The 25255-nt window shown below is 59.8% G+C and carries 19 protein-coding genes; 9 read left to right on the top strand and 10 right to left on the bottom strand.

What is annotated here, in order from left to right; translation table 11 throughout:
* The first annotated feature begins 70 nt into the window (after positions 1-70).
* The 7 genes from CRI94_RS01185 (at position 71) to CRI94_RS01155 (ending at position 10983) form a co-directional block, all read left to right on the top strand.
* Positions 71-1183: a prephenate dehydrogenase gene (locus CRI94_RS01185; RefSeq protein WP_098073831.1), complete on the top strand. Its 1113-nt coding sequence runs from the start codon at positions 71-73 to the stop codon at positions 1181-1183.
* Between the two features lie 158 nt (positions 1184-1341).
* Positions 1342-2460 carry a glycine cleavage system aminomethyltransferase GcvT gene (gcvT, locus tag CRI94_RS01180; RefSeq protein WP_098073830.1) on the top strand — a complete coding sequence of 373 codons (1119 nt, stop codon included), beginning with the start codon at positions 1342-1344 and terminating at the stop codon, positions 2458-2460.
* A gap of 168 nt (positions 2461-2628) precedes the next feature.
* Complete coding sequence (locus CRI94_RS01175) at positions 2629-3396, top strand: 2-phosphosulfolactate phosphatase (RefSeq protein ID WP_098073829.1); 768 nt, start codon at positions 2629-2631, stop codon at positions 3394-3396.
* Positions 3397-3603: 207 nt separating this feature from the next.
* On the top strand, positions 3604-6657 hold the full coding sequence (locus tag CRI94_RS01170; protein WP_098073828.1) for a DNA translocase FtsK 4TM domain-containing protein: 3054 nt from the start codon (positions 3604-3606) through the stop codon (positions 6655-6657).
* Between the two features lie 27 nt (positions 6658-6684).
* A complete protein-coding gene (gene purK, locus CRI94_RS01165; RefSeq protein WP_098073827.1) occupies positions 6685-7836 on the top strand; it encodes a 5-(carboxyamino)imidazole ribonucleotide synthase in 1152 nt (383 codons plus the stop codon).
* 55 nt (positions 7837-7891) lie between these two features.
* A complete protein-coding gene (gene purE / locus CRI94_RS01160; RefSeq protein ID WP_179862103.1) occupies positions 7892-8398 on the top strand; it encodes a 5-(carboxyamino)imidazole ribonucleotide mutase in 507 nt (168 codons plus the stop codon).
* Between the two features lie 224 nt (positions 8399-8622).
* The gene (locus tag CRI94_RS01155; protein ID WP_179862102.1) at positions 8623-10983 is read left to right on the top strand and encodes a trypsin-like peptidase domain-containing protein; all 2361 of its coding nucleotides are present in this window, start codon (positions 8623-8625) and stop codon (positions 10981-10983) included.
* Positions 10984-11029: 46 nt separating this feature from the next.
* On the opposite strand, the gene CRI94_RS01150 is transcribed toward CRI94_RS01155, so the two are convergent.
* The 5 genes from CRI94_RS01150 to pgsA all read right to left on the bottom strand — a co-directional run bounded on the left by CRI94_RS01150 (position 11030) and on the right by pgsA (position 16184).
* The gene (locus CRI94_RS01150; RefSeq protein WP_218919337.1) at positions 11030-11602 is read right to left on the bottom strand and encodes a phosphatase PAP2 family protein; all 573 of its coding nucleotides are present in this window, start codon (positions 11600-11602) and stop codon (positions 11030-11032) included.
* Positions 11603-11999: 397 nt separating this feature from the next.
* Positions 12000-13070, bottom strand: a complete 1071-nt coding sequence (recA, locus tag CRI94_RS01145; protein WP_098073824.1) for a recombinase RecA — start codon at positions 13068-13070, stop codon at positions 12000-12002.
* A 357-nt stretch (positions 13071-13427) separates the two neighbouring features.
* Entirely contained in the window at positions 13428-14693 is a 1266-nt protein-coding gene (locus CRI94_RS01140) for a competence/damage-inducible protein A (protein WP_098073823.1), read from the bottom strand.
* 56 nt (positions 14694-14749) lie between these two features.
* The gene (gene pyrE / locus CRI94_RS01135; protein ID WP_098074281.1) at positions 14750-15523 is read right to left on the bottom strand and encodes an orotate phosphoribosyltransferase; all 774 of its coding nucleotides are present in this window, start codon (positions 15521-15523) and stop codon (positions 14750-14752) included.
* Between the two features lie 70 nt (positions 15524-15593).
* A complete protein-coding gene (gene pgsA, locus CRI94_RS01130; RefSeq protein ID WP_098073822.1) occupies positions 15594-16184 on the bottom strand; it encodes a CDP-diacylglycerol--glycerol-3-phosphate 3-phosphatidyltransferase in 591 nt (196 codons plus the stop codon).
* A 385-nt stretch (positions 16185-16569) separates the two neighbouring features.
* On the opposite strand from pgsA, the gene dnaK reads away from it, so the two are divergent.
* Positions 16570-18519 carry a molecular chaperone DnaK gene (gene dnaK / locus CRI94_RS01125; protein WP_098073821.1) on the top strand — a complete coding sequence of 650 codons (1950 nt, stop codon included), beginning with the start codon at positions 16570-16572 and terminating at the stop codon, positions 18517-18519.
* Positions 18520-18695: 176 nt separating this feature from the next.
* On the opposite strand, the gene CRI94_RS01120 is transcribed toward dnaK, so the two are convergent.
* Complete coding sequence (locus CRI94_RS01120; protein ID WP_098073820.1) at positions 18696-19472, bottom strand: TatD family hydrolase; 777 nt, start codon at positions 19470-19472, stop codon at positions 18696-18698.
* Positions 19473-19967: 495 nt separating this feature from the next.
* Here CRI94_RS01120 and CRI94_RS01115 point away from each other — a divergent pair, with 495 nt between their 5' ends.
* Entirely contained in the window at positions 19968-21233 is a 1266-nt protein-coding gene (locus tag CRI94_RS01115; RefSeq protein WP_179862101.1) for a SpoIID/LytB domain-containing protein, read from the top strand.
* Positions 21234-21235: 2 nt separating this feature from the next.
* On the opposite strand, the gene CRI94_RS01110 is transcribed toward CRI94_RS01115, so the two are convergent.
* From CRI94_RS01110 to CRI94_RS01095, 4 genes are all read right to left on the bottom strand, one after another.
* A complete protein-coding gene (locus CRI94_RS01110) occupies positions 21236-22228 on the bottom strand; it encodes an isoaspartyl peptidase/L-asparaginase family protein (protein ID WP_098073818.1) in 993 nt (330 codons plus the stop codon).
* Positions 22229-22279: 51 nt separating this feature from the next.
* Entirely contained in the window at positions 22280-23572 is a 1293-nt protein-coding gene (locus CRI94_RS01105; protein ID WP_245846022.1) for a peptidoglycan DD-metalloendopeptidase family protein, read from the bottom strand.
* Between the two features lie 198 nt (positions 23573-23770).
* On the bottom strand, positions 23771-24358 hold the full coding sequence (locus tag CRI94_RS01100) for a cob(I)yrinic acid a,c-diamide adenosyltransferase (protein ID WP_098073816.1): 588 nt from the start codon (positions 24356-24358) through the stop codon (positions 23771-23773).
* Between the two features lie 87 nt (positions 24359-24445).
* Positions 24446-25237, bottom strand: a complete 792-nt coding sequence (locus tag CRI94_RS01095; RefSeq protein WP_098073815.1) for an ABC transporter ATP-binding protein — start codon at positions 25235-25237, stop codon at positions 24446-24448.
* Between the last annotated feature and the right edge of the window lie 18 nt (positions 25238-25255).

Here is a 25255-nt window from a genome sequence, read left to right as displayed (position 1 = left end):
ATCGGCACGATCCGTTCGGTCACGTGTACCACCGGAGTGCATCGCAGTTCTACAAATATCTAACGCACGAATGACGGACTTCTCGCCGCGCATCGCAATCATTGGAACGGGTCTCATCGGTGGCTCTCTGGGCCTTGCCTGGAGTGACCGGAAGCCGGACTGTAGAATTGTCGGCCATGACCGACCCGAGGTACTCGACCGAGCTTTCGATCGTGGTGCTATCGATGAACGCGCTGCGGATCCGATCACAGCCGTTTCCGGTGCGGATATCGTCGTGTTCGCCACGCCGGTCGGTGCCACGGTGAAGCTGATGGAGTCCGTCGCAGAACACCTGAAGGATGGTGCGATCGTGACGGATGTCGCGTCCGTCAAATCTCCCGTGATGGAGCAGGCGGCCGATGTCCTTCCGAAGGATATCCACTTTCTGGGAGGACACCCGATGGCCGGCGCCGAGACCTCAGGGATCGACTCGGCAGATTCGCTTCTCTTCGAGAACGCCGTTTACGCCCTATGCCTCCCGGAGGGCACCAGCCAGGACGCTCTTTCCGGCAATCTCTATCCCGTTGTCAATCTGATTGAATCGACCGGAGCGGAGCCGGTCGTACTGGATGCGGATCGGCATGACCGTATCGCAGCCTGGGTGAGCCACCTGCCTCAACTTCTCGCGGTCGCGCTCATGAACGTCGTCGACGACCTCGACGACGATATGGCGCGGCAGCTCGCAGCCGGCGGGTTTCGCGACATGACGCGCATCGCGAGCTCACCCTTCTCAATGTGGCGAGACGTTCTCGTCGGCAACCAGGGTCGCATTCTAGATGCGCTTGCAGGGTTTGCTCGCTCGATCCAGGGAATGCGCAACCGGCTGATTGAGGACGACATCGATGCACTCGACGACGCCTTCGAGCAGGCGGGCCAGGCACGTGAACGCATTCCCCGCGACAGAAAAGGGTTTCTTCAGCCCCTGTTTGACATCGTCGTTCGTGCAGAGGATCGTCCGGGCGAGTTGCATGAGATTACCGGAATCCTTTTGAGTGCCGACCTGAACGTGCAGGACGTCGAACTCCTGAAGTTTCGCGAAGGGACGGGTGGCACGTTCCGACTCGGCTTCGACGACAGCGACGACGCAGACGAAGCGGTGGACGTATTGAACGGAGCCGACTACGCCGCACGCCGACTCGAGTAGCGCCACCCCCAGCGAAGGACAACGTCAGAATCTCGGTCTAGCGATTAAAATCAAACGGGATTCGTTGACTTGCGCGCGGACGTCGCCTATCATACACACTGGCGTCGCTCGCCAGATCTCGTCCACTATCTTCTCCACCGCAACCGCACACGCCACGCATGGCCGAACCTGACACGTTGCAGTACACGCCGCTTCACGACGCTCACCTCGAACTCGATGCCCGAATGATGGCGTTCGGCGGGTTCGACATGCCGGTGCAGTATTCCTCCATTATCGAGGAGCATCGCGCCGTCCGAGAAGCCGCCGGCCTGTTCGACGTCAGCCACATGGGCGAGGTAGAGGTCAGCGGTCCCAAAGCATTCGACTTTGTGCAGCACCTGGTCACGAACGACGCCGGGAAGCTGTATGACGGCCGCGCGATGTACACCGTGATGTGCAAGGAAGACGGCGGCATCGTGGATGACCTTCTCGTCTACCGGCGTTCGGAGGAGTCGTACTTGCTCGTCATCAATGCCTCGAACATCGAGAAGGACATCAGCTGGATGCGGGCGAACAACCCGATGGATGCTGATCTAATCAACCTGAGCAACGACCTCGCACTTCTCGCGCTACAGGGGCCGAAGTCGTTCGAGATCGCACAGCCGTTCGTCGATGCTTCCCTCGATGACCTGAAGTTTTACCATTTTCGGGAGGCACACGACGGTGCATTCATGGGCCTGGACACGGCGATCGTCTCGCGTACCGGATACACCGGCGAAATCGGGCTTGAACTGTACGTCCCTGCTGCCGATGCCGTCACGGTATGGAATCAGCTTCTCGAAACAGGTGAAGAGCACGGCCTCATTCCGACCGGTCTCGGTGCTCGCGACACGCTTCGTCTGGAGGCTGGATACTGCCTCTACGGAAATGATATCACGGAAGAAACGAATCCGTACGAAGCTGGACTGGGCTGGGTTGTCAAACTCGACGCCGGCCCGTTCGTCGGACGCGAGGCTCTTGAGGCGATCAAAACGGAAGGCCCGGCACGGACGCTCGTTGGCTTTGTCGCCACGGAGCGTGGTATTCCTCGAAGCGGATATCCGATCGAAACGGCTGACGGGAACGAGATCGGTGTCGTTACCAGTGGCTCTCAGTCTCCCATGCTCGAAACAGGCATCGGACTCGGATATGTGCCCAACGACGCCGCGTACAGCGAGCCGGGCACGGCACTTCGCATCGGAGGTCGGCGCCCCTTCGGCATCGAAGTCCGCAAACCGCCGCTCCACAAGAGCGAATAACCGCGAATGGACCGATCCGCGTCCAACCGGTGGGTTGTAGCAGAACTAACCCCCTGTTCATGGTCAACGGGTCCCCTGTCCCCTACTCTGTCTAACTGATGTGCCGACGAGACCTCCCGGCAACTCGCGAGGTTTGCAGACGCTTTTTCAACTCCTATCTTCACCCCGATGGACGTAGAAGTATTTCTGACCCACTCGAACGTCACTGATGAGGACGTACGCGATCGAACTGTCATCGTCATTGACGTTCTCCGCGCATGCTCGACCATCGCCACGGCTCTGCAGAATGGGGCTCGTGCCGTGATGCCCGTTCCAGACATGGCGGAAGCGAGCAAAATCGCCGCAAACCTCGACCCGGACGTCTATCGTCTCGGTGGTGAGCGCGATGCCGAAAAGATCGAAGGTTATCACCTCGGTAACTCGCCGCTGGAGTACACGCAGGAGGAGGTTGAAGACCGCGATGTGATTCTTAACACGACGAATGGCACGAAGGCTCTCAGCCGTGCGAAGTCCGCCCCCCACCTCATCGCCGGATGCTTTCTTAACGCCGGCCGGATTGTTGACTTCATCCGGGAAGCCGGACGGGACGTAGCAATCATCTGTGCCGGACGTCAAAACAGACTCTCGCTCGAGGACACGCTGTGCGCAGGTCTGATGCTGGAACGCCTCTGGGGAGGACAAGAGCCAGAATATGCGACCGATTCGGCCCATACGGCCTTCACCCTGTTTCACACCGATCGTGAGGATGTGGGCTCGGCACTGAGACGAGCCAACCACGCGCAAAACCTGGTTGAACGTGGGTACAGCGACGACGTTGAATACTGCTTCAAGGTCGACGCTCTGCCCGTTCTTCCCTATTATACCGACAATCGGCTCGTCTTGTACGAAGACCTCTCCCCGGCGCCGTTAGCGGATAAGACGGAATCTAGCGCATGACGAAGGGCCGAGTATGCGGGCAAACATCGCCTCCTGTACGCCATCTCATGATTCATGTTAAGATTTACATCTCCATCGCCAGCCGTGCATCCCGCTTGTAAGTTTGCACGCCAGACGCGAGGTTAACATATAGCGCACATGCCGACGCGTTATCTGCCTGATGTTCGGGGATGAGTGTCGGTCGAATGAATCGGTTCCCACTGCGGTATGGCCTCCACGGGCTCAAAAAAGAAAAAGAAGAACGCGTCTAGCGACGCCCCCGTCATTTCCACCCGGCGGAAGCTCGAGGTCTTAGGCCTCGTGCTTATGGTATTCGCCATTCTTTTAACCCTCGCGTTCGTCACCTACAACCCGGGTGACGATGCCATTGCTCGCGCATTGTCTCTCGGCGACGCAATCGTGAACCCGGCTGATCACCAGGCCCAGTTTCGCGTGCGAAATGCGCTGGGAATCGTTGGTGCCGAACTCGCCATGGTGATGGTCCCGGGCTTTCTCGGCTACACGGTGATAGCACTCACCGGTTTGCTCTTCGCCTGGGGTTTTGCCGTCTTCCGGCATCTTGACCCTCGCCGACTGGTCTATGCCACCGGCCTCACGGCCATTTCGACCTTTGTCGTTGCCACGCTTATCGGCTGGTTTGGGCACACCTTGGAGACGGAGAACGGGCTGCTCACCTGGGCGGGGTCCGTAGGTGTCGGCACGGCCGGTTGGATGCAGCGCATTTTCGGCGTCACCGGATCTTTCATCCTTCTTCTGCTGGCGGTCACGGTGATGCTTCTGCTCGTCGTGGACCACGACATCCAGCGCTCCATCGACCGTGTCGTCGACTTCGTTAAGACGTTCCGTGAGCGTGTACGCACCCGCTACGTCGAGTGGAACGAAAAGCGAGCACGCAGGAAGCTGGAAATGGAATCTCAGCGTACGGAGCGGCAGAAGGAGCGAGAGGCCGCACGACGTAAGCGCGAAGCTGCCATTGAAGAGGAACGACGCAAGCAAGAAGAAAAACGCCAGCGAGCCGAGGCGCACCAGGCGCGTCTTGAGAAGCAGGAAGAAACCACTGCAACCTCAGGTTCAAGCCCAACCGATAGCAGGGAGCAGGCTGCCGCTTCGGATGCCGCGCCTCGTCTCGTTACTCCGGACGAATCGTCCGCTTCGCCTGCACCTAAAGCGGACTCCGAAGCACCGGATCAGATCTCTTCGGCACCGGAGGAGGCGAATACCCCCGTCCCCCCTTCTCCCAGTCCATCTGCGTCGTCGAGTGACGGAGCAGCTGAAGGAGGACGCTCGTCCTCACCCGGAATGACCATACGGAACGACCTTTTCCGTGATCGCCTCCACTCTACCTATGCGCCGCCGTCTGAATCAACAGATGACGAGGTGGAGGAGGTAGAAGGATCGGATACGCGTTCGGACAATCACGCCCCGACGGAGTCGGGTTCGGCGCGTCCCGGGAACGATCAAGCCCCGTCCGACGAGGACTTCGACCTCGACGACATGGAGGCCGATTTCAGCGAGGCGTTCGACCGCGTCGAGGATCAGGTCGACGACGAAGAGCTCGATGATGACCCATTTGTCATCGAGCTGGAGCCGTCTGTACAAGAGAACGAAACCTCGGATGCTGACACGGACGACATTTCGCCAGAGGACGATCTGGACTCCGAAAATTCGGACGAGGAGGACCGTACGAGTCAGGATGTCGAGCTTCAGGTTCAGGAGCAGGTCGAGGAAGAGCGCGCGGAAGACATCGAGCGACCCGCTGATGTGCCGGAAGAGCTGCCGTACACGGCGCCATCGATCGCCCTGCTCGACGAGTCGCAGGAGTCGGACCGGAGCGTTGACCGCGATGAGCTTGAAGAGAACAAGCGCATCCTGCTCGACAAGCTTGAGACGTACAACGTCGAGATCCAGGATATCAAGGCGGTCGTCGGACCGACGGTCACACGGTACGAGCTCACGCCGGCTCCAGGCATCAAAGTGAGCCGGATCAAGTCGCTCGAAGATGACCTGGCCATGGCGATGGCGGCACAGGGCATCCGGATGATCGCCCCGATCCCCGGAAAGTCGGCCGTGGGTATCGAGATCCCGAACCGCAATCGCGAACTAGTGCGACTGCGAGAAGTGATTGGCACCGCGAAGTTTCGGGATACCGATATGGAGCTCCCCTTCCCGCTCGGCAAGAGCATCGAAGGAGAGGTTTTCCTGGCCGACCTCACCAAGATGCCCCACCTCCTCATCGCGGGTGCCACCGGATCGGGTAAATCCGTCGGTCTGAACACACTACTTACGGGGCTTCTCTACGCGTGTCATCCCTCGAATCTGAAGTTCGTCATCATCGATCCGAAGAAGATCGAGCTTCAGCAGTACTCCCACCTCGACGAACACTTTATTGCGCGCCCCGAGGATCTGACCGATGCCGTGGTCACGGATGTCGATGAAGCACTGGGCGTGCTGAAGTCGTGCGAGAAAGAGATGGAGGAACGATACGACCTTCTCTCCGAAGCGAGCGTCCGCGGTATCCGAGCCTACAATCGCAAGTTCAAGGAAGGCTCGCTCGACCCCGACGACGGCCACCGTCACATGCCGTACATCGTGGTCGTTGTCGACGAGCTCGCCGACCTTATGATGACAGCCGGGAAGGAGATTGAAGGGCCGATCGCGAGACTCGCTCAGATGGCGCGCGCCGTGGGCATTCACCTCGTTCTCGCCACGCAGCGTCCGTCTGTCGACGTCATCACCGGCCTGATCAAGGCCAACTTCCCTTCCCGGATTGCCTACGAGGTCGCCTCTCGGGTCGACTCGCGAACGATTCTCGACCAGATCGGTGCCGAAGGGCTTGTCGGGAACGGCGACCTGCTCTACCTCAGCGGGAGCACGCTCAGGCGTCTGCAGGGTCCGTTCGTCTCCGTCGACGAGGTCGAACGGATCGTCGACTATATCGCGGATCAGCCGGGACACGGGGCGTACGAGTTGCCGTCACTGTCCGATGCCGGTCATGGCCCCGACGTCACCCTCGGTGTCGAAGACACCGATGATCTCTTTGAAGAAGGCGCCCGCGTCATCGTCCGACGCCAGCAGGGATCCGTCTCCCTCCTCCAGCGCAAACTCGCGGTAGGCTACACACGTGCAGCACGAATCGTCGATCAACTCGAAGAGGCAGGCATCGTCGGCCCCTTCAACGGAACGAAAGCGCGTGACGTCCTTGTCGATGACGAACAACAGCTGGACCGCCTTCTCTCTGGCGAGGACGACGAGGACGAATAGTCTTTTTTCGCTAATCAGAACTGCATCATGTCCACGGTTTCATCCGAGTCCTTCCCCACGGTCGGCGTCCTTGGTGGAGGTCAGCTCGGCAAGATGATGGCCGCCGCCGCACAGCAGCTAGGCGTTCACACGCGACTTCTCTCCCCGAAGGATGCCGGCCCCATGCAATTCTTCGCGGACTCGCGATCGGGCGACTGGAGAGATCCGGAGGTCTTGCGCCGCTTCGCCCGAGAATGCGATGTGATCACGGTCGAAAGCGAATGGGCTCCGGCGGCTGAAATGGCTGAGGTTTTACCGGAAAATGCCGCTCTTCGTCCCGGGCCATCTACGCTCGACCTGATCAAAGACAAAGGCGTTCAGAATCGCACGCTCGCCGAAGCGGGACTCCCCCTTCCCCCGTTTGCCTGCTGCCATACGCTTTCCGATGCCGTCGACGCTGCATCTAAGCTCGGCTACCCCGTCGTAGTGAAGCAATACCGTGGCTCGTACGACGGCTACGGAAATGCAACAGCGCGTGACGAGTCAGAGCTTCGACAGGCGTGGCCAGATCTAGCGGCCGACGACGGCGCACTCATCGAGGCGTTCATCCCCTTCGAACGCGAACTGGCCGTGCAGGTCGCGCGCCGACCCGGCGGTGAGCAGGTGACATACCCGGTAGCGTACACAGTTCAGCGCGATCACCGGTGCCATGCCGTTGTCGTGCCTGCCCCGATCGACGAAGACGTTTCCGAGCGCGCGCGAGAGGTGGCCGCCGCGGCTGTCGATGCGGTTGACGGGGTCGGTCTCACGGCAGTCGAGCTGTTCCAGACGGAAGATAACGATATTCTCGTCAACGAGCTCGCACCGCGACCGCACAACACCGGACACTACTCAATTGAGGGCTCGCATACGTCCCAGTTCGAGAATCACATTCGGGCCATCCTCGATTGGCCGCTCGGAGATCCGGGCCTTCGCGCGAATTCGGCCGTGATGGTCAACGTACTCGGTCACCGAGATGGGCGTCCGCCGAAGACAACCGGCTTGCGGGAGGCACTGTCCGTTTCAGGTGCTGCCGTTCACATCTACGGCAAGCCTCAGGTGCGCCCGAATCGTAAGATGGGCCACGTTACCGTTGTCGGCGACGACCCTGAGAGCGTGCGCGCACGAGCGGAAGAAGCAGCTGCTGCCATCGAACTGTAGCACGGCTGTCCTCTAGGATGTTCATTTTTCCACCCGAGTAGCCAATCCGAAGTTGATGAGTGACTCCACACCGAGAATCGGAATTGCTATGGGCAGTGAGTCCGACCTGCCCGTGATGAAAGATTGTGCTGAACTCCTTGACGAGTTCGAGCTCTCGTACGAGATGCGGGTTCTGTCTGCCCACCGGACCCCCGCCGCAATGAAGGAATATGCAGAGACGGCTCACGAACGCGGCATCAAGGTCATCATTGCCGGCGCGGGCGGAGCGGCTCACTTGCCCGGCATGATTGCTGCGAGCACCCCACTCCCCGTTCTGGGTGTGCCTGTTAAAACAAGCAAGCTCAACGGCCTCGACTCCCTCCTCTCCATCGTCCAGATGCCAGGAGGCGTGCCCGTCGGAAGTTTGGCTATCAACGGGGCAAAGAACGCCGCGCTGCTAGCGGTTCAAATTCTTGCTACAGCCGATCCGGACCTCATGGGTCGCATGCTCGAATACAAGCAGAAACTCATTAAGAAGGTCAACGATATGGACGAGCGCGTACGCCAGCACTCTTCTCTCTAGACGGGACGGACGAACCATCACGGAACGCGGTTCTGGCGCCGGCCCCCCGCTGCTTCGAATGGCCAGTACCGCCAAAGCCGTTGTTCTGAGTGCCCCTGTTGGTCCGTCTGCTCGATGTCGCATCGCCGGTTCGTTGAGGCACTAGTGACCGCCTGACTCTTCTGCCCTCTGGAGTGATCTCCCCCGGTCACTCCCTCATTCCCCTTTCGTCGTTCCTCATGCTCATGAAGCGTTTCACCCTCTTCCTCGCCGTCGCACTTTTTTCCGTGATGAGTGTCGCTGCGCAGTCGGTGCAGCCACCATCGGAGCGACTGTTCACCGATCCACTGGATGAGCAGAACGTCTCGACGGTCCAACTGACCGGGATGCCGAGTTCAAATGTGGAGCTGGCACAATCGCAGTCGGTAGATGGGCCTCTGCAGTACGGTACCAATCGCCCGGTGGACATACACCCCCGACGCAATGGATCCTGGACCCAACTTGCGAATGGCGACTTCCTCTGGCGCGTGCAGATCTCCTCGCCCGAGGCGCTGACAATGTCCGCTGCGCTACGCGGGACGCTGCCTGACGGTGCAGAATTGTACGTGTATGGTGCCGATTATTCCACAAAACGGAAGCCGATCCAGCCGGCTGATCTCGGGGAAGAGCTCTACTGGACACCGTACGTCGACGGCAGCGCCCTCTACATCGAAGCGGTCGTCCCACAGATGCAGCGAGAGAATCTTGAGATCCAAATCTCTAAGGTCGTGCATGGCTTCATTCCACTGGAAGAGGCTCTCGCCGGGCGATATGGGAAATCGGGTGCATGCAATATCGACGTGGCCTGCTCGATCGCTGATCCTTGGAACGATCAGGTCGACTCGGTTATGAGTTACACGTATTCTGATGGCACGGGGTCTTTCGTCTGCACCGGCTCGCTCGTTAACACGACGGATCTGAACTCAGTCCCCCCATACGTTCTGACGGCTGAACACTGCGTGTCGACCGAGTCCCAGGCCAATTCGATGGTGTTTTATTTTAACTATCAGAACCCGACGTGCCGCACACCCGGCGGTACGCAGAGCGGCACAGTAACCAGCGATGATCGAAATGACGAAACCATGAGCGGGGCAACACTCCGCATGTCATACGGGAATTTTGAGTCGCAAGGTACCATTTCGGGGAAACCGGATGTTACCCTCGTGGAGATCAACAACTCGATCCCACTCTCCTATGAAGTGTTCTTCAGCGGCTGGTCGGTTGAAGGCAACGCACCAGCAGAAGCGGTAACGATCCATCACCCGCGAGGACATGGGAAGCGCATCAGCTTCGAATACGACGCAACCAGTATCACACCGTACACCGATTCCACGAGCGGCGGATCTCACCTTCGAATAGAAGACTGGGACGACGGGACCACGGAGGGTGGATCATCCGGTTCACCGCTTTACGACCTAAACAAACGTGTCGTAGGTGTGCTTTCCGGCGGATTTGCATCCTGCGGGAACGACGCCCCGGATTGGTACGGTCGCATCTCCGAGGCCTGGCAAGGTGGAGGCACTCCGGACTCGCGACTACGCGACTGGCTCGATCCCGATGGTACGGGTGCGACAACGACCGATGGCAGACGCAAGAGCCTCGATCCCGACGACAACATCCCGCCGTCTGCACCGACGTCTCTGGCAGCCACAGCGGACCCATCGGTTGGAGAAGTAACCCTATCATGGATCGCTCCAAGCGATGATGGGAATGGCACGGAGCCCGTTTACACATACGATATCCGGTACGCCACATCGCCGATAACGACAGCTGGCGAATTTAACACAGCCGCGCGCGTCCCATTTACCAGCAACACCCAAGCGCCCGGCACACAGGAAACGACGACGTTGTCACTCATTCCGGAGCGCGATTACTACTTTGCGATCAAAGCGGTTGACGACAACTTCAATACGTCGACAGCAAGCAGCACATCTTCCGCGACGCCTCTCCCCGATGAAATACCGCCAGCCCGGCCCGAAGATCTCGTGACAACGGTTGCGGATCGAGACGCGGAGCAGGTGCGCCTGACCTGGACCGCACCGGGCGATGATCAGAAGATGCGGACCGTTACCGAGTACGATGTTCGACTGTCCGTTTCGCCCATCACGAGCGAGGCAGACTTTGAGGCCGCGGAGCGCATCGACGGCCCGGCCAATCCTGTGGGTCCCGGTCAGACGGAAGAGGTTGTGGTTGACGTCGAACCGAACACGCCCTACTACTTTGCCGTCCGTGCCATCGACAACAAAGGCAACGTATCTCCGATCGGCACAACCGAAGAGAACCGCGCCGTAGCGACATCGACCCTCGTTCTAACCGAGCCATCGTCGTCGCGCGTCACGGAATCCGTCAGTTTCCGCGTCGCAACAACCGAACAGCAGACGGTCGATGTCGCGATCTACGACGTTCTCGGACGCCGCGTCTTCGTCGTGTTTAACGAGGAGATCGACGCCGATCAGGGACGCGCGGTGATGAATCTCGACCTGAGCCAGCTGAGTTCGGGACGGTATTTCATTCGCGCACTCGGGCAAACAGGTGCTGCCACGCAACCCATTTCGATCGTTCGATAGCACGGTGCGAGTTGGGCTGGACGGATGCCTCGCTCCAGCGCTCGCGTTAGAACGTCACCTTCAGTAGGGACACCTTCGGCCCCGTTGCCTTGATGGCAGCGGGGTCGTTCGGTTTGAACACCGCCGGTGTGATCGAGCCCCGCAATAGATGAACCGCCACGGCAATTCCGGCACCGAGAACCGCACCGAAGAGAATGTCGGACGGATAGTGAACGCCCAGATAGGGACGGCTTAGCGACACGCCTCCCGCCCAGACGGCAGCCGGAGCAATCACGTACCAGTACGGGTGAGACAGACTCCAGGACGTGGCCAGTGCGACAGACAACGACGCATGCCCCGATGGCAGAGAGGCAAACTGGCCATCATCGATCGACCGTCCGTATGACGCTGATCGAGACCGGACGCCCGCGACGGTCATGAACGGCCGAGGCCGTCCAAAGAGCCGCTTCAACGCAGTGACGGTCAGAAAGGTGGCTCCCTGCGTTACCGTAAGGCGGTAAACATCAGTAAAGTCATCTGATCCCCGGATCGCCCAGACTCCAATCCACGCAGCGGGCAGCCCGCCGTAGAAGACGGGATACGCACTCTTGTGAGCGAGCGTCAGTGGAGTGGTTACCAACGGCGATTCCGCACAGTAGAGGAGCGCAAGCCCCCGCACGTCGATCGAATTTCGGTTCGCCCGGGGAAGACATGCTTTACCGCCGTGGGCTCTCCCTTCGGGTGCGTGACTCGCCTTCGCCGGTGTGGCAGCGACAGACTCTTGTTTCGATCCGTTGCCGGCAGTAGCCCGCAGCTGAGCCGACGCCGACGGAACGTCCACTGTACTGCAAACGCATAGAAGCAATATCACCCAGTGCCGTGGCACCTTAGGTCGCAATGTCTTACTCATCGTCGTCACATCTGGCTGTTTCCCAGCAAAAACAAATCGTTTTCACAGCTACAAACACAGTGAAGCCGCTCCTTCCACGTTGGAGAGAGCGGCTTCGATCCTGTCGTACTAACAGACACGGTGACGATCACGAGTCGTCGTCGGCTTCTTCTTCATCGTCCCCTTCTTCTTTGGCCGCGAGAGCAGCTTCCTCTTCCTCGCTGAGCATACCAAGCTCACGACGAATCGCCGTCTTGATCTCTTCACGTTCCTCGTCGTGCTCCTCGAGCCATTCTTTGGTGGCTTCACGACCCTGCGCGATGGTGTCGTCCTGGTACGAGTACCACGAGCCACGCTTCTCTATAATGTCGTGCTCAGTGCCAAGATCGATCAGCTCACCCAGCGACGAGATTCCCTCGCCGTAGATGATGTCGAACTCTGCTTCACGGAACGGCGGGGCGACCTTGTTCTTCTTCACGCGGACACGAGTTCGGTTACCGACAACGTCGGATCCGTCCTTGACCGCACCGATTCGCCGGATATCCAGTCGGACAGAGCAATAGAACTTCAGCGCACGCCCACCGGACGTCGTCTCCGGGCTACCGAACATCACGCCGATCTTCATTCGGATCTGGTTGATGAAGATCAGGACCGTCTTCGTTCGATTGATCGTGCCGGCGAGTTTCCGAAGCGCCTGACTCATCAAACGGGCCTGCAAACCGACGTGGGAGTCTCCCATGTCGCCTTCGAGCTCCGCCTGCGGCACGAGGGCGGCCACCGAGTCAATCACGATCACATCCAGCGCACCGCTTCGAACCAGCGTATCGCAAATATTCAGTGCCTGCTCACCCGTATCCGGCTGAGAGATCAGGAGCTCATCGATGTCGATGCCGAGAGCTTCCGCATAGTTCGGATCGAGTGCGTGCTCCGCATCGATGAAGGCGCAGGACCCGCCCAGCTTCTGTGCTTCTGCAATGATATGCTGGGCTAGCGTCGTTTTCCCCGACGACTCCGGCCCGTAAATTTCAACAATACGCCCTCGAGGGACACCGCCGACCCCTAAAGCTGCGTCAAGCGTCAGCGACCCGGTCGGGATCGACTTGATCGCACGATCCGGCTCTTCGCCCATCTTCATGATGGACCCTTTCCCGTGCTCGCGATGGATCTGCTTGACGGCTAGGTCGAGCGCTTTCTTCTTCTGACCGTTATCGTCTGCCATGATGCGGTGGTTGCTTCGTGAATTCGTTTGAGTGCGCAGCGGACTGCGCAACATATGTTATGCGGCCGAGCCGCTAGGCCCCCGCTGTCCGTGCCGGGCGAGATCTTCCATTCTTACTCACCACGATACATGCTCCAAGACACATGGACACCCAAGAACATAACGTTCGGGAGTGACACCCCTGTGTCATAACCATGCAACCTGCCTGTGCCCCGGCTCGCCCTCCGTCTCCGCCAGGGCAAAAACAGGAGGCGTCTGAGATAGATCCGCGCTGGATGGCGAGGCATCACATATTGCACACAGTATGTCGCAACGGCCAACAACGGACCAAGTTCACTTCTGCTCCCCTGACGGTACTCACCAGAGGATCTTTCGGCGAATCATCTCCAGTGCAGAGGTTGCGAACAGTTCCTTGTTCAGCACACGATCATTGGTCAATTGGAGACGGACGCTGTCTAGATCGACAACTTTGCCGTCCTCTCGCCTCGCAAACCCAACGCAGAGCGTGCCGACCGGCTTTTCTTCGGTCCCGCCGCCCGGACCGGCAATTCCGGAGGTTGAGATCCCAATCGTGGCACCGAGCTTCGTCGCTGCACCGGCGGCCATTTCTTCAGCGACCGGTTGACTCACAGCGCCGTGCGCCTTCAGTGTACTAGCGGACACGCCGAGTGTGTTGATTTTCACCTCGTTCGCGTACGAAATGACGCCGCCGACAAAATAGTCGGATGAGCCGGCAATACTCGTTAAGCGATGTCCGATCAGACCGCCGGTCGCACTCTCAGCTGTTGCGACGGTCCATTCATGCTCACGAAGTAAATCGCCGACAACGCCTTCCAGCGTGTCCTTTCCGGTACCAAAAATATACTTTCCAATGCGGTCGCGCAACTCCTCCTCCAGCGCCTCGATACGCCGTTCTGCCACATCGCGATCGCGTCCCATCGCAGTCAGTCGCAGGCGAACGCCACTGGTCGACGGCAGGTAAGCAAGCTTCAGTTCGCCGTCGAGCCAGTCGGATAGATCTCCGATCTTTTGCTGCAAACTGGACTCCGGTACGCCCGTGGTGAGAAGCGTCTTGTGGACCAGATCCTGTAAGTCTGCGCGCTCGGACAACCGGGGCTCCACGCCATTATCGTAGATCGAGCGCATCTCATCTGGAACACCCGGGAGTACGGCCAGGAGTCGCTCTCCATCGTCTCCGGATTCTGCGTACCACAGGCCAACCGCCGTGCCCACCTTGTTCTCGAGCTTCTCAAAGCCACGCGGGACCGTCGCGAGGTCCGCCACTTCCGGCGGCATCTCCCGTCCCCGCCGCTCGTAATACTGGCGGACCCGCTCGAGGAGTTCGTCGTCCGTTTCGAGCGGTGCGTCGAAGTATTCGCTCACGATCGACTTCGTGACGTCGTCATGCGTCGGACCGAGTCCCCCGGTCGTGATAACAAGCTGCGCTTCCTCGTACGATCGGTCGAGCTCCCGCGTGATTGCGTCTGCATCATCACCGACGGTCACAGATCGCTCGACGTGAACGCCAATTCGGCTCAAGGCCTCCCCCAACCATGTCGCATTCGTATTCGTCGTCTGGCCGATCAGCAGTTCATCGCCGATCGTTAAGAGATGGGCCTTCATAAATTCAGATGGTCTGAAACAACATATCGAAAGACAGTCGTCGAGGGCGCCGGGGATTACGCTCCGCCATGCGCCGACGACCAGGCCTCTGGATCCTTTCTCCACTCCGACAAGGAATCGAAAGCGTCGACGGGAAGGTCGTTCTCCCTCCGGGCCACGTCGATCAAGGTCGAGAAATCTGTCAGCGTGAAGAGTGGGACTCCGGCATCGTCAAACGCTTGTTTTGCTTTGTCGAGCTCATACGAAAAGATCGCTACGACCGCCGGAACGGTGGCTCCGGCTTCCTGAATCGCATGCACCGCAGATAGAGCCGAACCGCCGGTAGAAATCAAGTCTTCGACGAGAACGACCTGCTGACCCGACTCAACGATCCCTTCGATTCGGTTCTTGCGGCCGTGAGACTTGGCCTCTCCCCGGATGTACGCCATCGGCAGGTGAAGGCGATCGGCGAGCCAGGCGGCGTGCGGGATGCCCGCGGTGGCCGTTCCCGCGACAACGTCCGGCGTCACATCCATTTCGTACACGAATCGATGAAACCCGTCCCGGATGGCTCCGCGGATGCGAGGAAAGCCCAGCGTGACCCGGTTGTCGCAATAGATCGGCGATTTCATTCCACTGCTCCACGTATACGGATCCTGCGGCGACAAACTGACCGCCCCAATCTGAAGCAGGTCGGCAGCGAGCGCGCGACGAGCATTTATGTCGTGCGGATCAGCATGCTCGGGCGGTCCAACCGGAGGCAACCGCGAAGAGCGCGTCGGCTTCGGTGGAGACACCGCATTGCTCTGATCGGTTTTGCCTTCGTCATCCTCCGGAAGAGGGTCGGGCATATCGGGAAGGTCGTCCGCTGCAGAATCCATCAGCTAAGCGTGTGAGTGTAGGACAGAACGACGGCGCGATCTATACAGAGTCATCCTGCGGTTGGAAAATGTAGAGAGCACCCGTAAAGAGAGTGAACGCGACCACCGCGTAAAACGCTAAGAGCGCCATCCCGCTCTCCCGCAGAATCCAGTCGACTGTGGGCCCCGCACCCGTGTATTCTAATGTACGCAGGAGCATGATGGCCCACAGAAAGAAGAGTTGTAGCAACGTCTTCCACTTGGCGACCCGAAAGGTCTTCAGTGTTCGACCCTGTGACTCGGCATACGAGCGAACCGCCGTCACCACGATATCGCGGAGTGCTATGAGCGCGACGCCCCACCACGTGACCGCCCCTGGTTCGACGAACAGGAGCATAATGAACGTGCCGAGCACGAGAATCTTGTCCGCCAGCGGGTCGAGAAATTGCCCGAGCCGCGACCGCGCCTTCATCCGCCGGGCGAGTACGCCGTCATAGTAATCCGATATGCCCGCAGCCATAAAACATAACAGTGCGGCGGCTTGACCGGCGAACGACGCGACCGTCAGAAGGACGAGCACCAACGGCGTCAGCAGAATACGCGCCACCGTTAGCAGATTCGGAATGTGATGTAAGGCCGTGTGTCTAGACATAGGACGATAATATACGTGTCCTCATCCACGATTTCTGCCCGGTTTACCCGACGGACATTGATGTTGACCGAATTTGCACCCGAACCCGATCTAGACGCAGTGGGCTACCGTCGCAGTTTGTTCGTTCGCCGAGATCAACTGGAGACCCAATTCGGCGAAAGCGGCAGATTGAATCGAAGGCCACCAACATCTTTTGTCAGATCCGGCAGAGTGTTTTTGCAGGTCCCGGGAAGGATCCAGTCAAAATGTGACACACTGACATAGAATCGCGCCGACTCCCCTCAAGGCACTGTTCTTGATCCTCTACTAAACAACTTGCGAGGGTGCGATACGCACCGAACGATCTGTTACGCTTTTCGACTGAAAAAAAGAGAACGTCACTACTATGGGTAAAATTATTGGTATCGACCTCGGAACGACGAACTCCGTCGTTGCCGTCATGGAGGGCGGTGAACCGAAGGTCATTGAAAACGCGGAGGGTGCCCGCACAACGCCGTCCGTCGTTGCATACAAAAAGGACGGAGAGCGACTGGTTGGTGCGCCTGCGAAGCGCCAGGCAATCACCAATCCGGAAAACACAATCGCCTCGATCAAGCGCTTCATGGGCCGGAAGTACGGCGAAGTGGAGAGCGAGATCGGCGACGTTCCGTACGAGATCATCAAAGGCGACAACAACACGGCCCGTGTCAAGCTGGGTGATCGTGAGTACACGCCGCAGGAGATCTCTGCGATGATCCTGCAGAAGCTGAAGCAAACCGCCGAAGAGTACCTCGGAGAGGAGGTCACCGACGCGGTGATCACCGTGCCGGCGTACTTCAACGATGCGCAGCGTACGGCGACGAAAGAAGCCGGCAAGATTGCTGGCCTGAACGTCCGGCGCATCATCAACGAGCCGACCGCGGCGTCGCTCGCCTACGGTCTCGACGATGAAAAGGAGCAAGTGGTTGCGGTTTACGACCTCGGTGGGGGTACGTTCGACGTATCGATCCTCGAGCTCGGCGATGGTGTCTTTGAAGTCAAAGCAACCTACGGTGATACGCACCTCGGCGGCGACGACTTCGACCAGACGCTTATCAACTACATTGCCGACGAATTCAAGAAGGAGCAGGGTGTCGACCTCCGCAATGACCCGATGGCGCTCCAGCGTCTGAAGGAAGCGGCTGAGAAAGCGAAGATCGAGCTCTCTAGCTCGACAACCACGACGGTCAACCTGCCGTTCATCACGGCGACGGATGAAGGTCCGAAGCACCTGAACCTGGACATCAACCGCGCCAAGTTCGAGCAACTCATCGGTGATCTGGTCGACCGGACCATCGAGCCGATGAAGAAGGCGATGAGCGACGCGGGCTACAGCAAGGGCGATATCGACGAGGTTCTGCTCGTGGGTGGCTCGACGCGTGTGCCTCTCGTTCAGGAAACGGTTGAAGAGTTCTTCGGCCGCGCACCGAATAAGAGCGTGAACCCGGACGAAGTTGTGTCGGTTGGTGCCGCCATTCAGGGTGGTGTTCTCTCCGGCGATGTCGACGACGTTCTTCTGCTCGACGTTACGCCCCTCGGACTCGGTATTGAGACGCTGGGCGGCGTGATGACGGAGCTGATCCCGGCCAACACAACGATCCCGACGAAGAAGTCGGAGGTCTTCTCTACCGCCGCAGACAACCAGACCTCGGTTGAGGTCCACGTCCTGCAGGGCGACCGCGAGATGGCCAAGGATAACCGAACGATCGGTCGCTTCCACCTGACCGACATTCCGCCCGCCCCGCGTGGCACGCCTCAGATTGAGGTGACGTTCGACATCGACGCGGACGGTATCCTGAACGTGTCTGCCGCCGATAAGGCCACGGGCAAAGAGCAGTCCATCCGTATCGAGGCCTCGAGCGGTCTGACCGACGAGGAAATCGAGAAGATGCGCGAGGACGCCGAACAGCACGCCGAGGAAGACAAGAAGCGGAAGGAGCGTGCCGAGAAGATCAACGAGGCCAACTCCATGGTGTACACCACGGAGCAGAACCTCGAAGAGTACGGCGACAAGATTCCGGAAGACAAGCGCGACGGAATCCAGTCGGCTCTCGATGAACTGAAGGGACTGCTCGAAGACGTCGATGCTGACCAGGATGTCAGCAACGTAGAGGACGCTCTCGAGACGCTGAATGAGAAGTGGGCGGCTGCCAGCCAGGAGATCTATGCCGCGCAGCAAGAGGCGCAGCAGGGTCAGCCGCAAGGCGCCGCTAACGGCTCGTCCAGCTCCTCTTCTTCGTCGAGCAGCAGCTCGTCCTCGGATGAGGATGTCCGCGATGCAGACTATGAAGTCGTGGATGAAGGCGACGACAAGTAAGTCGCATCCAGTGACGTCTGCGCGAGCGAACGGATCCTCGCGATCCACCCTCGCACGAGAACGCCCCGGTCCCACCACGGACCGGGGCGTTTTTATTTGTGCCAGAGATCTGTTTTACCGTTCATCGGCCGGTCTCGCCCGACCTCCCGCGGCGCTACTCTCCCGCTGGTTCCCGCTTACAAATCGTAGATCGTGCGAGCGTTCTCCGTCGTGATGCGCGCAACATCCTCGAAGGATCGCCCCTTGACGTCTGCAAGGCGCTCAGCAACATGGCGGACGTACGCAGGCTCATTGCGGTCGCCGCGGTTGGGTTCGGGAGCGAGATACGGACTATCCGTTTCGACAACGATGTGCTCCAGCGGGATGTCGGCCGCGAACGTGTCGACCTCGCTGTTCGAAAACGTGAGGATTCCACCGAGTCCGACGTAGAACCCGAGATCCCACGCTCGCTCGGCAACGTCGGGCGGATCGACAAAACAGTGCAAAATGCCGCGCAGGCGCTCTGGGGTTTCCGATGCCTCCCTTTCCTCCTCCAGGATACGTAGAACGTCTTCCGTCGCCTCCCGATTGTGAATGATGAGCGGAAGGTCCGTCTCGATCGCCAATTGGATATGCCAGCGAAAATACTCCTTCTGCTTGTCGTCGTATGAACGATCCCAGTAATAATCGAGACCGCTTTCCCCCACTGCGACAATACGGGGATCCTCGCACCACGACCGAATCGCTTCAAGATCCTCATCCGTGGCACCTTTCACCTCCGACGGGTGGAGCGCCGCCATGACATACAGTCCCTCGTGCCGATCTGCTAAATCGATCGCCTGCTGAATCGAGGAAACGCCGATGGCCGGCATAACGATCTGTTCGACGCCCGACTGTTTTGCCCGTTCAATAACGGCGTCGCGGTCATCATCAAACGCATCTACGTACAGGTGGGCATGGGTATCGATGAGCATGAAAGGCTGAGATTGATTAGAATAAGAGAAGTCAACAACCTGTTTGGCGGCTGGGTCTCAAAAACGCAAGTGGGGTCGTTCCTGTCGATTCGCAAGCCTGATCGTAATCCTATGGCACGTGTGCCATAGACACGGTGCGCGAAACGAACGAGGCCTGGGCGACACGCGGCCCGAGGACCGCCCCTAGGAAGGTCCGTCCTTTTGGATGGCTGAAGGCTGGCGCCAAACAGGTTCTGAAACGAGTACGACCAACACGGGCGCCAACACCGAGGATGAAAATCACTTTCGGGCGTTGGGATGTGACGTTCCCGGATCCGATCGCGGCTGTAGCCTACAGATCGGTCGACTGCTGATGCGAACGCAACAGCACGCGGGACGTGCCGTAGATGCCTGTACATTGTGCACCGCCGGTGGCCATGACGCCGCATACCAAACATGGCACGAGCCGAATTCAGCCGAAACCTGTTGTCCTGTTTTTCACGTCTCCCCGACGCCATGATCGTTCGCGTATGTATCGCCGTCTTACTGCTGTCCTTCTGTGTCAAGGACACCGCGGCGCAATCCGACCCTCACGTGCGAGTGCGCGTGCTCGGCAGCCAGAAACCCACATCTGTCAGCGTGAAAGCGACCGGAGGCGATCTTCGGATCCACCTGCCCAGCACCTCCTCTCCGGTCATGCGCCTGCGCCCCGGCGAGTCTGCAACCCTCTCGTTGCGCGGACCCGAGGTGGCCATCGAGCGGTCGGCCGACGGCATCTACGCCTCGGCGCTCGACATTCAGCCCGACGAGGGTGTTACGTGGACCCTGACGAGCGGCGATGTGACGCGTGCGTACACCGGCCCGCTTCATGTTGAACCGGACGGATCGTCCCTGCAGTTGGTCAACCACGCCCCGCTCGACGACTACGTGGCGAGCGTCGTCGCCGCAGAATATGGGTTCAAGGATCTCGAGGGGTCGAAGGCAATGGCCGTTGTCGCGAGAACGTACGGCGTTCGTGCATCCGATAAGTTCAACTCGGGCGACTACGATCACGTCGACAACACCGTCTCCCAGGTCTATCGCGGCGTCCGAGCCATCACGCCAACCTCGAGACGCGCTACACAGGCAACCGCCGGCCAGGTACTCACCTACGACGGCAGCCTGATCGAAGCCGTCTACTTCTCCTCCAGTGGCGGTCATACGGCGAATAACGAGGACGTGTGGGATGCGAAAGACGTTCTCCCGTATCTCCGCGGCAAGCGCGACCCGTACGACCGGAACTCGCCCCATCACAGGTGGAGCACCTCGGTCCCGAGCTCTCAACTGCTTTCCGCGCTGTCGAACGAGTTTGGGACTCGGATTACCGGCTTCGTCCTGGGGAAACGCAGCTCAGAGGGCCGCCTCAAAACCGTCACGCTCCTTACGCCGGGCGGCCGCATGACCGTTCGCGCCAACAACTTTCGACTGGCTATCACACGCCGGCTGCCTGATGCTGACCTGAAGAGTACATGGTTCGATGCCTCACGCAACGGAAACACCTATCGCTTCAGTGGTCGGGGCTTCGGCCATGGCGTCGGCCTGAGCCAGTGGGGCATCCACGAGATGTCCGACCAGGGGCGCGACTATCAGGATATGCTTTCCTTCTACTACTCGGGCGTCGACATCCGCTCGTTCGACGGAGCACAGATCGATGCGCCCGCACGTCCCGTCGCCTCCAATCCCCCGAAGGAGCGCAAGAAAGAAGAGAAAGAAGAAGAGACGACACGCCGAATCGGTTGGTAACGCTATCGTCTTTCGATCTCGATCTGAACATCTCCGCGTGCCGGGGTCCAGAATGCGCGGGCCATACGCGGGGTCGTGAACGCCCACACGACCTCGGACCGGTCGACAGCGATTAATCCCGCACACGCTCCCTCCCCGTCGGGATTCTGGATCTTCCGATGCATGTCCTCCAAACATGACGTTGCAATGTTCTGGAGGGACGTGCCCTCCTCGACCGCCCGTACGACGGAGTGCGCAAGAACGACGGCGGCGATCGCTTCGCCCCATCCAGTTGAGCTTACGGCTGCGTCTTCATTTGCGTAGAAGCCGGCGCCGGGCAACGGCGAATCGCCAATCCGTCCCGGCGGCTTGAACGGCGTGCCCCCGGTGGACGTCGCCGCTGCAAACCGACCGTCGCGGTCCCGTACAACGCACCCAACGGTGTCGTGGCCTCCAGACGTTTGCGTTTCGGGCACGCCGGGCAAAAACGATTGGCTCGTGTGGTACACGCCCGCCTCTCCGGACAGCTTCTCGTAGCGGCTCTTTTCCCGCTCGCACACCAGGTCTCCGTTATCGACAACAGACATTCCTTCCGCCGCTGCAAACTGCTCGGCGCCTCGTCCTGCGAGCATGCGCACCTGTCCTCGCCCCGCGTCCATCAGTCGTCGAGCCACGCGAATCGGATTGGCCAGACGCTCGACCGCCATCACGGACCCGTATGAGAGCGATGCTCCGTCCATGATGCCGGCGTCGAGCTGTGCGCGCCCCTCCTGATTGAGCATGGCCCCGCGCCCCGCATCGAACGCCCCATGGGATTCGAGAGCAGCAACGACCTCGGCTGCGACGTCAGCAGCAGCTTGCCCTTCGGATAACGCAGCACGGCCGGCTTCGATGGCGGTGCGAAGACCGTCACGATGGTCTGCGAGCGCTTCGTCCGGGATATCCCACGCGCCGCCGTGAACGAGAATTCCGGGGCCGTCGAGGGGAAACGCCGCGCTACAGACCGAAACATCCATGCGACGTCAGAGGAGCCGAAGAAAAGGAAGGGGTCCTGCGAACGACGGGGCTTAGAGCCTGGCGTCCGCAAACGTAGTACGCGGCGAGTGATTCAGCAGGAAATTGTGCAGTCCGTCAACAACCTGTGTGAAGGCCGTCATGTGTTGCGGCGCGACCGGACGTGCGGGGGGAAGCTCAATGCTGTATGGGTCGATCGCCTGGCCATTCTTCCAGAAGCGGTAGTCGAGGTGCGGACCCGTGGACAGGCCCGTGCTACCAACGTAGCCGATCGTTTCGCCCTGCTTGACGCGCGTCCCCGGGCGAATGCCTTTTGCGATGCGCGAGAGGTGAAGGTATCCCGTGGTATACGTGGCGTTATGGCGCACCTTGACGTAGTTGCCGTTGTACCCTTTGTACGCCGCGAAAAGGACGACGCCGTCCCCGACGGAGTGAACCGGCGTGCCGGTCGGGGCCGCGTAGTCTGTGCCGTGGTGCGGGCGGTAGCGCTTCAGTACGGGGTGATATCGGCGGTTCGTAAATCGCGAGCTGATACGAGAGAACTGGAGTGGCGCCTTGAGTAGCTCCCGACGCAAACTATTTCCCTTCTCGTCGAAGTACTCGCTTCCCTCCCCATCGTTGAATCGGTAGGCGTAATAGGTGCGTCCACGGTGAACGAAGTACGCGGCTACGATATCGCCCGGCCCAATCTGCTGGCCGTCGACCGTGCGCTCCTCGTACACCACGCGAAACTGATCGCCCCGCTGGATGCGGAAGAAGTCAATCTGCCACGCGAACACCTCCGACAGTCGAATGGCGAGTTGCGGTCGCCCGCCCGACTCCATCAGCGTCTGATAGAGCGACGACTTAATCGTGCCACCGGCCGTTCGCCACGCAACCGACACCGGTCGCTCCCCAACGCGGCTCCGCTCCGGATATCGCACGTCGAAGACGACGTACCGAACGGCATCCGGTCGATAAACAATGTACCGCGCCCGTTCGAGCCACGGATTCCGGTACACGCGGTACGAGCGTCCCGCTCTAATGTCGCGCACATCGAACACATCCCGGGTCTCATCCGCGAGCTGCACGATGTCCTGGTACTCGACGCCCTCTTTCAAGAGCAGATCTGCAAACGTCTGATTCCGACGTACGCGGTGTTCTTCAACCGTGTACTTCTTTCGCTCAATACCAAAGGCGTCGGCAGAGGCATTATCGGTAGCCGATCGAGCCGCGTTCGAGGTCGTGGACGACATTGTGGAAGACGATATCGACCACGCCGGCCCCGATGACAGTAGCGTCAACGAAAAGAGGAAGACGAGGGCAGCGGCGGCGGGAAGACGACCCGTTGGGGAACGGCGAGCCATAGAAGTGGGAGAATTCGCGTGAAGCGGTACATAGATGTCGCGAAGGAGTCGTCTGGTAAGAAACGACCCAGCATCTATGAAAATCAATGCTCGTGCCACGGAGACACGTTCGAACCGGGTGAATCGTGAAGGACTCGACGAAAACTCGAACGGAGTCTCTCGTTGTGGACGGTGAGAACGCCTTTGTAAGGCGACCCATCAGGTGGCCTCCCCGCCGGCGTCCGTTGCCGATGTTGGCGACCACGTATCTTCACGAACGCCGGACTGCTTATTGGCCCAGCGTGCGAGAACGAAAAGCAGGTCGGAGAGGCGGTTCAGATAATGCGCCGCCGTCTCGTTGAACGTGGTTGTGGCGCTTGCTTTCACCAGGATGCGCTCCGCCCGCCGACACACCGTGCGCGCGAGATGCAACTGCGTCGCAGCCACCGTACCGCTCGGCAAGATAAAGTTTTTCAACGGTTTGAGCTCCTCATCGAACGCGTCAATGCGGTTCTCCACCTCCTTCACGTGGTCATCCGTGACGCGCGGTACGACCGGCTTCGCATCCATGGGAGTCGCGAGATCGGCTCCCACCACGAAGAGCTCATCCTGGATCTCCTGCAAGACGGGATCCAGCCGTTCGGCTCCTGGGTCACCGTTCAGGTGCGCTCGCGCCAGACCGACGACCGAGTTCGTTTCGTCGACGGTGCCATACGCATCGATGCGTGCATTGCCTTTGCCAACGCGGTCGCCGCCGAACAACGACGTCGTTCCGTCATCGCCGGTGCGCGTGTAGATTTTCTTCATCGTGTGGACGGAGCGGATACGGAAAGGACACGGGGCGCGATAGGCACGCGCGCAGGGAGATACCGTTTCATTATGACGCGGGTATTTTCACCCACGCGATCGCGGCGTGCTGTAATCGATGCGGAGCGGGTTGTCCTGACGGACGGTGGCCTCCATCCCGAAGACCTCGCGTATGCATTCGGGGGTTAGGACGGACGCCGGTTCGCCCGTGGCAACCCGTTTTCCCTCGGACAGGACGAGCAGCCGATCGGCATACCGGGCTGCGCTTTCGAGATCATGAACGACCGCAAGAACCGTTTTTCCTTGATTGACTTGTGCGCGCACCGCGTCCAGCAGGCGAAACTGGTAGTGTACGTCGAGATGCGTGGTCGGCTCATCGAGCAACAGCAGGTCTGCATCCTGGGCGAGCGCTTGCGCCAAGAACGCGCGCTGCACCTCGCCTCCGCTCATCGACTGGATCGAGCGATCGGCGAACCCCTCCAGGTCGACCTCGGCCAGCGCGCGGTCCACCGCCGCACGATCGGAGGCCGAGAATGACGACAGCCAACCGCGGTGAGGCGCACGTCCCAGTAGAACGAGATCACGCACGGTAAAGTCGAACGCCGTCCCGGTCGATTGCTGAACGAAGGCGAGCGTCTGGGCCCGTTCTCGAGCGCCCCACGTGTCAATCGTGCGCCCTTTCAGGTCCACGCTGCCGCACGCGTCCATCGCACCGCTTACAACGCGGAGCAACGTGGTCTTCCCGCTACCATTCGGCCCGATCACCCCGAGCCATTCCCCCGCCCGGACGTCGAATGAGACGTGGTCAAGGATCGTCTTGCCTCCCCGCTCAACCGTAACATCGCGTACCGAAAGTAACGGGGCGGTGTCTGTGCTCATGGGACGCGATGTGACGAA

Source organism: Longibacter salinarum, assembly GCF_002554795.1.
Classification (GTDB): Bacteria; Bacteroidota; Rhodothermia; order Rhodothermales; family Salinibacteraceae; genus Longibacter; species Longibacter salinarum.
This window is presented reverse-complemented; position numbering and strand designations above follow the sequence as displayed.

What these genes read in the sequence shown, in the direction of transcription:
- purK (WP_098073827.1), top strand. Translation starts at nt 6,685, where the DNA reads ATGTCCACGGTTTCATCCGAGTCCTTCCCCACGGTCGGCGTCCTTGGT.
- CRI94_RS01155 (WP_179862102.1), top strand. Translation starts at nt 8,623, where the DNA reads ATGAAGCGTTTCACCCTCTTCCTCGCCGTCGCACTTTTTTCCGTGATG.
- CRI94_RS01170 (WP_098073828.1), top strand. Translation starts at nt 3,604, where the DNA reads ATGGCCTCCACGGGCTCAAAAAAGAAAAAGAAGAACGCGTCTAGCGAC.
- gcvT (WP_098073830.1), top strand. Translation starts at nt 1,342, where the DNA reads ATGGCCGAACCTGACACGTTGCAGTACACGCCGCTTCACGACGCTCAC.
- CRI94_RS01105 (WP_245846022.1), bottom strand. Translation starts at nt 23,572, where the DNA reads ATGGCTCGCCGTTCCCCAACGGGTCGTCTTCCCGCCGCCGCTGCCCTC.
- CRI94_RS01175 (WP_098073829.1), top strand. Translation starts at nt 2,629, where the DNA reads ATGGACGTAGAAGTATTTCTGACCCACTCGAACGTCACTGATGAGGAC.
- purE (WP_179862103.1), top strand. Translation starts at nt 7,892, where the DNA reads ATGAGTGACTCCACACCGAGAATCGGAATTGCTATGGGCAGTGAGTCC.
- CRI94_RS01120 (WP_098073820.1), bottom strand. Translation starts at nt 19,472, where the DNA reads ATGCTCATCGATACCCATGCCCACCTGTACGTAGATGCGTTTGATGAT.
- CRI94_RS01115 (WP_179862101.1), top strand. Translation starts at nt 19,968, where the DNA reads ATGATCGTTCGCGTATGTATCGCCGTCTTACTGCTGTCCTTCTGTGTC.
- CRI94_RS01095 (WP_098073815.1), bottom strand. Translation starts at nt 25,237, where the DNA reads ATGAGCACAGACACCGCCCCGTTACTTTCGGTACGCGATGTTACGGTT.
- CRI94_RS01185 (WP_098073831.1), top strand. Translation starts at nt 71, where the DNA reads ATGACGGACTTCTCGCCGCGCATCGCAATCATTGGAACGGGTCTCATC.
- pgsA (WP_098073822.1), bottom strand. Translation starts at nt 16,184, where the DNA reads ATGTCTAGACACACGGCCTTACATCACATTCCGAATCTGCTAACGGTG.
- CRI94_RS01140 (WP_098073823.1), bottom strand. Translation starts at nt 14,693, where the DNA reads ATGAAGGCCCATCTCTTAACGATCGGCGATGAACTGCTGATCGGCCAG.
- CRI94_RS01110 (WP_098073818.1), bottom strand. Translation starts at nt 22,228, where the DNA reads ATGGATGTTTCGGTCTGTAGCGCGGCGTTTCCCCTCGACGGCCCCGGA.
- dnaK (WP_098073821.1), top strand. Translation starts at nt 16,570, where the DNA reads ATGGGTAAAATTATTGGTATCGACCTCGGAACGACGAACTCCGTCGTT.
- CRI94_RS01100 (WP_098073816.1), bottom strand. Translation starts at nt 24,358, where the DNA reads ATGAAGAAAATCTACACGCGCACCGGCGATGACGGAACGACGTCGTTG.
- pyrE (WP_098074281.1), bottom strand. Translation starts at nt 15,523, where the DNA reads ATGCCCGACCCTCTTCCGGAGGATGACGAAGGCAAAACCGATCAGAGC.
- recA (WP_098073824.1), bottom strand. Translation starts at nt 13,070, where the DNA reads ATGGCAGACGATAACGGTCAGAAGAAGAAAGCGCTCGACCTAGCCGTC.